9 protein-coding genes and 1 pseudogene are annotated in these 10,460 nt (G+C 69.3%); 6 read left to right on the forward strand and 4 right to left on the reverse strand.

Going from position 1 to position 10,460, the window contains the following annotated elements:
* Window positions 1-804 (reverse strand): annotated as a pseudogene (locus ACLL81_RS08505) (phosphoenolpyruvate carboxykinase); the annotation flags it as partial.
* 342 nt (window positions 805-1,146) lie between these two features.
* Between ACLL81_RS08505 and ACLL81_RS08510 the strand changes: the two are divergent.
* The 6 genes from ACLL81_RS08510 (at window position 1,147) to ACLL81_RS08535 (ending at window position 7,614) form a co-directional block, all read left to right on the forward strand.
* Complete coding sequence (locus tag ACLL81_RS08510) at window positions 1,147-1,683, forward strand: RNA polymerase sigma factor (protein ID WP_411287915.1); 537 nt, start codon at window positions 1,147-1,149, stop codon at window positions 1,681-1,683.
* 97 nt (window positions 1,684-1,780) lie between these two features.
* Entirely contained in the window at window positions 1,781-2,761 is a 981-nt protein-coding gene (locus ACLL81_RS08515) for a FecR family protein (RefSeq protein ID WP_411287916.1), read from the forward strand.
* A 60-nt stretch (window positions 2,762-2,821) separates the two neighbouring features.
* The gene (locus ACLL81_RS08520; RefSeq protein WP_411287917.1) at window positions 2,822-5,167 is read left to right on the forward strand and encodes a TonB-dependent receptor; all 2,346 of its coding nucleotides are present in this window, start codon (window positions 2,822-2,824) and stop codon (window positions 5,165-5,167) included.
* A 113-nt stretch (window positions 5,168-5,280) separates the two neighbouring features.
* On the forward strand, window positions 5,281-6,081 hold the full coding sequence (locus ACLL81_RS08525) for a glycosyltransferase family 2 protein (protein ID WP_411287918.1): 801 nt from the start codon (window positions 5,281-5,283) through the stop codon (window positions 6,079-6,081).
* Window positions 6,082-6,179: 98 nt separating this feature from the next.
* Entirely contained in the window at window positions 6,180-7,181 is a 1,002-nt protein-coding gene (locus ACLL81_RS08530; protein ID WP_411287919.1) for an NAD-dependent epimerase, read from the forward strand.
* Window positions 7,182-7,251: 70 nt separating this feature from the next.
* On the forward strand, window positions 7,252-7,614 hold the full coding sequence (locus tag ACLL81_RS08535; protein WP_411287920.1) for a DUF6152 family protein: 363 nt from the start codon (window positions 7,252-7,254) through the stop codon (window positions 7,612-7,614).
* Here the strand turns inward: ACLL81_RS08535 and ACLL81_RS08540 are convergent.
* From ACLL81_RS08540 to ACLL81_RS08550, 3 genes are all read right to left on the reverse strand, one after another.
* Entirely contained in the window at window positions 7,611-8,942 is a 1,332-nt protein-coding gene (locus tag ACLL81_RS08540) for a nucleotide sugar dehydrogenase (RefSeq protein WP_411287921.1), read from the reverse strand. The genes ACLL81_RS08535 and ACLL81_RS08540 overlap by 4 nt on opposite strands.
* A 24-nt stretch (window positions 8,943-8,966) precedes the next feature.
* Window positions 8,967-10,076 (reverse strand): YeiH family protein, encoded by a 1,110-nt coding sequence (locus ACLL81_RS08545; RefSeq protein WP_411287922.1) that lies wholly within the window; start codon window positions 10,074-10,076, stop codon window positions 8,967-8,969.
* A 54-nt stretch (window positions 10,077-10,130) separates the two neighbouring features.
* Window positions 10,131-10,460, reverse strand: a 330-nt coding sequence (locus ACLL81_RS08550; protein ID WP_411287923.1) for a hypothetical protein, incomplete at its 5' end; no start/stop codon positions are given.

Below are 10,460 nucleotides of genomic sequence, written 5' to 3' on the forward strand. Positions count from 1 at the left end.
AGCGGCGGCCACGAAGCGCTGGGCGCCCTGCGGCGACGTCAGCTTCAGGATCAGCATGTGCTCGGCGAACCAGCCCTCGTCGCGGGCCATCACCGAGGCGATCCGCAGCGCGAAGCACTTCTTGCCCAGGAGCGCGTTGCCGCCGTAGCCCGAGCCGTAGGACCAGATCTCCCGGCTCTCCGGGAAGTGGACGATGTACTTGATCTCGTTGCAGGGCCAGGCGACGTCCGCCTGCCCCGCGGCCAGGGGCGCGCCCACCGAGTGCACCGCGGGCACAAAAAAACCGTCCTCGCCGAGCTGGTCGAGGGCGGCCTGGCCCATCCGGGTCATGATCCGCATGGATACGGCGACGTAGGCCGAATCGGTGATCTCTACGCCAATCGCCGAAATCTTCGAGCCGAGCGGGCCCATGCAGAACGGCACGACGTACATGGTTCGGCCCGCCATGGCTCCCCTGAACAGGTCCTTCAGGTCGGCCCGCATCTCGCCGGGTTCCAGCCAGTTGTTGGTCGGGCCGGCGTCCTCAGGTTTCTCCGAGCAGATGAAGGTGCGGCTCTCCACCCGCGCCACGTCGCGCGGGTCGGAGGCGGCGTAGAAGGAGTTCGGGCGTTTGTCCGGATTCAGCCGTTTCAGGGTTCCGGCGGCGACCAGTTCGTCGGTCAGCCGGGTCCATTCAGCCTGCGAGCCGTCGCACCACACCACCCGGTCCGGCTCGGTCAGCGCCGCCATCTCGGCCACCCACGCCACCAGCCTGGCGTGTTTGGTCGGGGCGGGGCTAAGTCCCGGGACGATTCGGTGGGTCATACTGAAAGCTCCCTGGCCCCAATGATCACTGCCGACGTCCCCCAGGCGACCAAGATACGGACAACCTCATAAATGCAGAATGCGCCCCTGCATACCGCGCGCCCGCGCGATCAGGCCGCGGCGCTGTGGAGAACGCGCGAAAGTCCTTTTGGATCAGCCGTTTCGGCGACGGACGGCGCCCCGCAGGTCGGCCGCCCCCCCTGCTTTGGAGATTGGCGGCGGCGCGCGAATGGGGCACATCTCGGCGAAAGTCGCGTGCGATCAATCCGATGATCCATATTCGCCTCCGCCGGTCCGCCCAACCCACCGTGCGCCGCGGGCGCCGCACCGTGGGTCGCTGAGGTGTCCGCGCCGTCCGAAACCGGGTCGGAAGATCCACTGATCCAGGTCTATCTGCAGCGCCGCACGAACCTGATCCGCTTCTTCGCGGCGCGGGCCGGCTCCATGGCCGCCGCCGAGGACCTGGCCCAGGAACTCTACCTGAAGCTCGCCGCCCGCGACCTGCAGGTCGCCGCGGAAAACCCCGTGGCCCTGCTCTACCGCATCGCCACCAACGTCATGCTGGACAAGGCCCGCGGCGAGACCCGCTCGGCGGCGCGCGACGCCGCCTGGCGGCACACGGCGCGGGTCAGCATCGGTGGCGAGGACGTGGTCGACGAGGCGCCCGCCGACGAGCAGGTCTCCTCCCGCCAGCGCCTGAGGCAGCTGGTCGACGCCGTGGGCGACCTGCCGCCGCAGATGCAACGAGCCTTTCGCCTGCACAAGCTGGAAGGCCTCAGCCATGCACAGACCGCCCAGTCGATGGGCCTGTCGGTGAAGTCCGTTGAGAAGCACATCAGCGCCGCGCTCAAGGCGCTGACCGCGAAGTTGGGGCGATGAACTACCCTGAATTGCAAATCGGCAATGGGGGGTGGCGCGCTGCGGCGGCGTCTTTCTCATCGACGGGCGGTCCATGCTGGCGGTCCGGGGAAGCTCAATGACCTACGTTCGGTCCTTTGACGACGAGGCGCGGCGCGAAGACGCCAGCGACTGGATCGTCCGGCTCCAGGCCGCCGACCTGGGTGAGGCGGATGCGTTGGCGTTCGACGCATGGCTGATGGCCGACGCCCGCAACCCTGCCGCCTATGACGCCGCCCTCGCCGTCTGGCTGGAATACGGACGGACCGCCACCGAGGTGCGAGAAGACCTGACCGCCCCGCGCCGTGCCGTCCCGACCCGCAGGCGGTTCTACCTAACGGCCGGCGCCATGGCCGCCGCTGCGGCTGCCGTTGTTGTAGTGCTTCCTGGGCAGCACCGGGCTCCGGCCGCCGGTGACTACGCGACCGCCCGGGGCGAACACCGCACGGTCAGCCTCGCCGACGGCTCCACCATCGACCTCAACGCCGGCACCCGGTTGACCGTGACGCTGGAGCGCGATGCCCGCCGCGTCGTGCTGCAAGAGGGTCAGGCGGTGTTCGACGTGACCGCCGATGCCCGCAGGCCGTTCGTCATCGCCGCGGGCGACCGCACGGTCCAGGTGGTTGGCACCCAGTTCGACGTCCGCCGCCGGGACGGCCAACTCGCCGTCACCGTGGCGCGCGGCGCCGTGGAGGTCAGGCCCACCGATGGCGCCGGCAAGGCCTATCGGCTGCGCCCCGGCCAACGGCTGGAGCACCGCGAAGGCGCCACAGACGTGAGCATCACCGCCGCCGAGCCGCAGGACGTGCTCGGCTGGCGTTCTGGCCGGCTGGTCTATCGCGACCGGCCGCTCAGCGAGGTTGTGGCCGACCTCAACCAGCAGTTCCCCACCCCGATCCGCATCGAGGACGCCAGCCTTGCCCGGACGCCGATCTCCGGCGTTCTGGTCCTGGACGATCAGGATGCGGTTATTGGTCGTCTGGCCTTGCTGGTTCCCATTAGCGCGGTACGGTCCGACGCGGGCATAGTCCTGCGGCGCGAGGGTGCGCCGAAGCGCTAGTGGGGATGTGGAGCGATAGCCAGGCCGGGCGGACCTCTCGGGACGTGGTTGAGCGCATGCGTGCTCACCCTGGTCGCCGGCCACGCTGAGGCCGCCGACGCTCGCTATCGGCTGGCCATCGCACCGAATCCCTTCGCCGACGCCTTGATCGCCCTGGGCGTCCAGGCGAACATCTCCATCGTCGGCGTGTCGGCCTGCGGCGGCGGCGGCCGCGCCACCCTCAGCGGCGTCTATGGCCTCGAGGACGCCCTGAGTCGCCTGCTGGCCGGCGCCCCCTGCACCTACCGCCTCGTCGACGGCCGAACCGTACAGATTTCCGCAGCCGCCCCGGCACGCCCCGCGCCGGAGCCGGTGCGCCCGCCGGTGTTCGTGGCCGAGCTGGTGGTCACCGCCACCAAGCGGCCGGCCAGCCTGAACCGGCTCCCGGCCGGCGTCAGCGCCATACCCTACGACCAGATCAGGATCAGTGGCGCCGCCGACGCCGGCCAGACCACCGGCCAGCTGGCCGGTGTGCTCAGCACCAACCTGGGGCCCGGGCGCGACAAGTTGCTCATCCGCGGGCTCTCGGACGGCGCCTTCACCGGGCGCACCCGGTCGACCGTCAGCACCTACCTCGACGAGACGCCGCTCAACTACAACGCTCCCGACCCGGACCTGCGTCTGGTGGATATCGAACGGGTCGAGGTGATCCGCGGCCCCCAGGGCGCGCTCTACGGCTCCGGCGCAATCAGCGGCATCTACCGCATCGTCACCCGCAAGCCCGACCTGACCAACCTCACGGGAGGCGTCGCGGGCCTGGCCGGCTGGACCGACGGCGGCGACCCCAGCCGCGAGATCGAGGGGTATCTCAGCGTTCCCGTGCTGCCCGGGCGGGCCGCCGTGCGGCTGGTGGCCTACCACGACCTTCAGGGCGGCTATCTCGACGACGTGAACCTCCGGCTCGCCAATGTCGACAAGACGGTGCGCGACGGCGCGCGCCTGGCGGTCCGCCTGCAGATCAACGACGCCTGGAGCCTCGACGCCCTGGCCGCCGCGCAACGGCTGCGCTCCGACGATACCCAGTACACGACGCTCTCCGAGCAGAACCAGCAGCGGGCCAACCGGGTGCGCGAGGCGCACGCGAACGACTTCGCCCATGTGGGCCTGACGGCGCGGGGCGACCTGGGCTGGGCCAGCCTCAGCTCCTCCATCGCCTATGTCCGCCACACCTATTCCAGCCAGTACGACGCCTCCGCGGTGCTCGACATCGTCTTCAACGCGCCCGAGTCGGACCTGGGTCTCTACGAGGAGAGCGCCCGGGTCAGCATGCTGGTGCAGGACCTGGTGCTCAGTTCCACGGGCGCCGGTCCATTCACATGGCTGGTCGGCGCCTATGCGTCTAACACCATCGAGGACACGCCCTCATCCCTGGGAATCCGGGCGGTCACCGGCGACATCGCAACGGCCTACCGGGAGAACCGCAAGGATCGCCTGCGTGAGCTGGCCGTCTACGGGGAGGCTTCCTGGCGGCTCGCCCCCGGCTGGATCGGCTCGCTAGGCGGCCGGGTGTTCCAGAGCGACGTCAAGACCGCCTCAGCCATTGCCGCCATCCCGCCCGGCCGCTCCCGCGCGTTCGAGAACGAGAAGCAGTTCACCGGCCTGTCGCCGAAGATCTCACTGCAGCGCGAGTTCGATACCGGCGACCTGATCTACGCCCTGATAACCGAGGGCTATCGGCCGGGCGGGTTCAACTCCAGCGGCTTCCTTCCGATCCGTGCCAACCGGACCATCTTCGTCCCCGACCGCCTGCGCAACTACGAGATCGGGGCCAAGGTGCGCCTGCTGGACCGCCGCCTGGGTGTGCGCACGGCGGCCTACTACGATGACTGGACCAACATCCAGACCGATCAGTACCGCCCGTCGGGCTTGGCCTATACGGCCAATGTCGGCGACGCACGCATCATCGGGCTGGAGGCGGAGGTCGGCTATGACTGGGACTTCGGCCTCTCGGTCCTGGCCAACGGTCTCCTGTCCGACTCCAAGACCCGCCGGCCCAACCTCGACTTTGCCTTGCGTGTGACCGACGAGCTGCCGGGCGTTCCCAAGCTTTCCGGCGGACTGCTGGCGATCTACCAGCGGCCGCTCGCCGGCTACACCCTGCGGATCACCGGCCAGGCCAGCTACGTGGGCCGCTCCGCGCTCTCCTTCGACGCCGCCTTGCCGCCGCGCATGGGGGATTACCTTCGCGCAAAGTTCTCCGCCGAGATTGACGCCGACGCCTGGAGCGCAGGCGTCTTCATCAGCAATCCCACCAACGACACCGGCGACACCTTTGCTTACGGCAACCCGTTCAGCTTCGGCCAAGTCCGCCAGGTGACCCCCCAGCGACCCCGGACCGTCGGCCTGCGCCTTGCCGCGGCGTTCTGAGGAATTTTTAAGCTTGGCTGGGGGGAGGACGCGCACCGCGCCGTCATAGCTAACGACGGATGACAGTCCGTCGGGGACGGGTTGAGGTGGTCAGACTTTCGGCGCTCGTGTGCGTGCACAACCAGGATTCGGCTCTGGCTGACTGCCTGCGCCGGCTGTCGTTCTGCGACGAGATCGTGGTGGTGGCCGACCGCTGCACCGACCGCTCCCAGGAAATCGCCCGCCGCGCCGGCGCGGCGGTGATCGACGGCATCTTCCCCTTCGAGAGCCAGCGCAAGGCGGCGGGCCTTGAGCTCTGTTCCGGTGACTGGATCCTGGAGATCGAACCCGACGAGGCCGTCGACACGGCCTTGGCCTGGGAAATCCGCGCGGCGTTGCAGATGCGCCCTGCGGGCGACCACTTCGAGATTCCCCTGGACAACTACGTGGGCGCCACCCTGGTGCGCCACGGCTGGGCCGGCGGCCTGGGCGTGGCCAGCAGCGTGCGCCTCTACCGCCGCGGCGTGAAACACTGGAGGCCCCAGCGTCTGCACGGCGGCGTGACCCTGGCCGGGGCGCCGGCCGGGGCCCTGAAGGGGGCGCTTCGCCGCACCGTCGGTCGCGACATCGGCGGGATGATCGACCGGCTCAACCGGCTCACCGCCCTCAACGCCGAGGACTTGGCCGACGCTTGCGACCCCGGCAAGCTTGGCAGTGGCGTCCTCAGCGGCGCACACCAGTTCCTGCGCAGCTATCTGGCGCGCAAGGGCTGGCAGGAAGGCCGGCTGGGGTTCCTCGTGGCCCTGATGGCCGGCCTCTACCCGGTCCTCTCGCACCTGCGCGCCGTTGAGGTCCTGGAGGCCCGCCGCAACGCCCTGTTCGCCGAACCCAGCCGCGGCCAGGTCCGCGAAGTGATCGGGATCGCCGCGCGCTGACCACCGCATCGGTCGACTTCGCGGCGTACCGACGCTAGGGAGCGTCGGTGCGCACCTTGCGCGCGGCAATTCGCACGGGTGGGTCGTTGGCAGTTCTGGTGACGGGATCGGCCGGTTTCATCGGCTTCCACCTAGCCCGGCGCCTTCTCGACCACGGCGATGCGGTGGTCGGGCTGGACGACCTGAACCCCTACTATGACCCGAGCCTCAAGGCCGCCCGCCTGGCGATCTTAGAAGCACACGCCGGCTATCGCCACGCTCGGCTCGACCTGGCCGACCGCGCCGGCGTCACGGAGCTGTTCGCGCAGGTGAAACCCGACGGCGTGGTCAATCTGGCCGCCCAGGCCGGGGTCCGCTACAGCCTGGAGAAGCCCGAGGCCTATGTGGACTCCAACATCGTGGGCTTCCTGAACATCCTGGAGGGCTGCCGCTCGGTCCAGCCGAAGCACCTGGTCTACGCATCGACAAGCTCAGTCTACGGGGCCAACGGCAAGCTGCCGTTCAACGTGCACGACGGGGCCAACCATCCGATCACCCTCTACGCCGCCACCAAGCTGGCCAACGAGTCCATGGCGCACGCCTACGCCCACCTGTTTCGGGTGCCGTCGACCGGTTTCCGCTTCTTCACGGTCTATGGGCCGTGGGGACGGCCCGACATGGCGCTATTTAAGTTTACCGGGGCGATCCTCGCCGGCCGGCCCATCGACGTCTATGGCGAGGGCCGCATGCAGCGCGACTTCACCTATGTGGACGACATTGTGGACGGCCTGGTCGCCGCCCTGGACCGCCCAGCGCAGGTCAACGGCGCTTGGGACGCCCTCGCCCCCGACCCGGCCACCAGCGGCGTCGCCCCCTGGCGGGTGCTGAACCTGGGCGCCAGCCGGCGCGTGGAGCTGATGCGCTACATCGAGGTGCTGGAGGAGAAGTTAGGCCGCAAAGCGCAGATCAACTTCCTGCCCATGCAGCCCGGCGACGTGGCTCGCACCGAGGCCGACGTGGAGGAGACCCGCGTCGCCCTGGACTATGCGCCGAGAACCTCCATAGAGGAGGGCGTTGCTCGTTTCGTGGACTGGTACCTGGACTACTACCCCAGGCGCTGAGGCCCTGGCCAACCGGACGGGCCGGGATCAGTATTCGCCGCAGACGCCCACCCTTAGTCCGGAGACCACGATGCGCCACGCCCTGATCATCCTGCTCGCCGCTTCGGCGATCGCGCTGCCCGCCGCGGCCCACCACGGCTGGGCCGGCTATCACGGCGAGGACTTCAAGATGTCCGGCGTGCTGCAGGCGGCCGAACTCGGCGCGCCGCATGGCCTCCTGAAGGTCAAGGCTCGCGATGGCGGCGTCTGGGATGTGATGCTGGCGCCGCCAGCGGCCATCCAGCGCTCGGTGCTGGAACGCTCGGCCCTGTCTCCCGGCGTCCGCATCACCGCCCGCGGCCACCGCCACCGCGACCCCGCGCGCCTGGAGATCAAGACCGAGCGACTGGTTGTGGGCCAGCGCACCTACGACCTCTACCCGGCCAGGCCCTAGAGCCGTAGGTCGGCCGCGTCCTTCGGCAGCATCGCTTTGACGTCGAACAGCACCGCGCCAGGCTTGCCGAAGGCGCGGATGGTGTCCGGTCCCAGGTCGGCGAACTGCTGGTGGGCTACGGCCAGCACCACCGCGTCATAGGCGCCCGCCTGCGGCGCTTGGATCAGATCGAAGCCGTACTCCCGGCGGGCCTCGGCGGCGTCGATCCACGGGTCCCACACGTCCACTCTGGCGTCGTAGCCGGTGAGTTCCTGGACGATGTCGATGACACGGGTGTTGCGCAGGTCGGGGCAGTTTTCCTTGAAGGCCAGGCCCATGACTAGGACCCGCGCGCCCTTCACCCCGGTCTCGCGGCGGATCATCTCCTTGACCAGCTCGCGGGCTATATAGCCGCCCATTCCGTCGTTGATCCGCCGGCCGGCCAGGATAACCTCCGGGTGGTAGCCCAGCGCCTCGGCCTTGTGGGTCAGGTAGTAGGGATCGACCCCTATGCAGTGCCCCCCCACCAGGCCAGGGCGAAAGTTCAGAAAATTCCACTTGGTGCCTGCCGCGGCGAGCACCTCCGAGGTGTCGATGCCCAGCCGGCGGAAGATCAGCGAGAACTCGTTGATCAGGGCGATGTTCAGGTCGCGCTGGGTGTTCTCGATCACCTTGGCGGCCTCCGCCACCCGGATGGAGCTGGCCCGATGGGTGCCGGCGGTGACCACCTGTGCGTAGAGCGCGTCCACGAAAACCGCGGCCTGGGGCGTCGAGCCCGCCGTGACTTTGACGATATTGGCCAACCGGTGGGCCGGGTCGCCTGGATTGGCCCGCTCCGGGCTGTAGCCGGCGAAGAAGTCCCGGTTGAACGCCAAGCCCGAGGCCTCGGCCACCACCGGCACGCACTCGTCCTCGGTGGCGCCCGGATAGACGGTAGACTCATAGATCACCACGCCGCCCCGCTGGATCGCGGCGCCCACCGTGCGGCTGGCCGCCATCAGGGCCGCCAGGTCCGGCTGCTTGTGGCTGTCGATAGGGGTGGGGACGGTGACGATGAACACGTTGCAGGCGGCGAGATCGGCGGGGTCGTCGCTGACCTGCAGGCCTGTTGCGGCCGCCAGCTCCTGCGGGGAGACTTCCAGCGTGCGGTCGTGGCCAGCCTTGAGCTCGGCGATCCGCGGGGCGGCGATGTCGAATCCCACCACCGCGTGATGGGCCGAGAAGGCCACCGCCAGCGGCAGCCCCACATAGCCCAGGCCGATCACCGCGATCATCGCCGGCGTCTCGGTGAACGGGTTGTGCAGCATAGAGGTCTCGCGCAAGGGCTGGTCCGAGGGCGTGACTAGCATGCTTTTCGCCCAGGGCGGGCCCGGCTAGGTCAGGGTCAGCACCGCCAGCACCAGACCCAGCACCACCGCCGTCTCAAGCACGATCAGCAGAACTGGCTTCCAGCCGACCAGCGCCAGTTCGCCCAGTGAGGTCTTGGCGCCCACCGCGGCGATCGCGGTCACCAGAAACCAGCGTGAGGCGCCGCCGACCTGCTCCATGGCCGCGGCGGGGACGACACCCAGGGAGTTGACCGCCACCAGCACCACGAACCCCACCAGGAAGGCCGGGACCAGCGGCGGGGTCCGGGCGCCCGCCGAGGCGACGCCGCGGCTGCGGAAGATCAAGGCCACCACCAGGATTGTCGGCAACAGCAGCGCCACGCGGAACAGCTTCACCAGGGTAGCGGTGTCGCCGGTGGGCTTGGAGACGCCGTAGCCTGCTCCCACCACCTGGGCCACGTCATGGATGGTGGCGCCCAGGAAGACGCCGGTCTCGACGTCGCCCAGGCCCAGAGCGGCGGCGATCAGCGGATAGACCACCATGGCGATTGTCGAGAGCGCGGTGACCCCGACCACGGTCAGCACGGTGTCCCGCTCCCGGGTCGGCGACGGCGGCAGCACCGACGACAGCGCCAGGGCCGCCGAGGCGCCGCAGATCGCCACTGCGCCGCCGGTGAGCACGCCGAAGTCGGCTCGCAACCGCAACGCCCGCGCCAGGCCCCAGCCGGCCAGGATCGTGACCACCACGCCTGCGGTGGCCAGGAGCAGGGTCTCGGTCCCCAGGGAGCGGGCCTGCTCCAGGGTGATCCGCGCGCCCAGCAGAGCCACGCCGAGGCGCAGGATCGTGCGCGCGGCAAAATCGATTCCCGGGCGGCAGCGGACATCCTGTCCGACAAAATTGACCGCCATCCCCAGCAGTAGGGCGAACAGCATCACGGGCGCGCCATAATGCTCGGCGAGCCAGGAGGCGGCCAGAGCCACCAGGATGGCGATGGAAAGGCCCGGCGCCAGCCGCCGGACGGCGATCACCAGCCGGCGCGCGGCCGGCGCCTGCGTCTCGGAGGCCGCAAGAACCGGCACGCCCTCGAGACTGTCGTAGGACGAGAAGGCGAACTGGTCGGAGAGTGACGGCCCGGTCTCGTCCAAACGGCTCATGGCGGCACCGAACCACGATTCAACGGCCGCGGCACGCGCCGCGGCCGTCGGCGGTTAAATGAAGCTGCCGCTGTCAATGTCGGCCAACGTACGGCCGATCAGGGCGACCGCATCATCAGCGGTGCCGTTGTTGTTGGCGGAATCCGCGAAGACGATGACGTCGGCGCCCACCTGTACGGCGACCACGTCCGTACCGCCGGCGATGGCTGCGTTGGCCAGGGTGACGGCAGCGGTGAAGTCCGCCGCTGTGGCCTCGGCGTAGCTGCCGGCGACGATCCCCTGGAAGTCGATGGTGTCGGTGTCGTTCCAGTCGGTGATGATGTCCCACACCCCGATGGCCGTGCTCGAGTTGCCGACCACACTCACCACGAAGGTGTCGCCGTC

The organism is Phenylobacterium sp., from assembly GCF_046590535.1.
GTDB lineage: Bacteria > Pseudomonadota > Alphaproteobacteria > Caulobacterales > Caulobacteraceae > Phenylobacterium.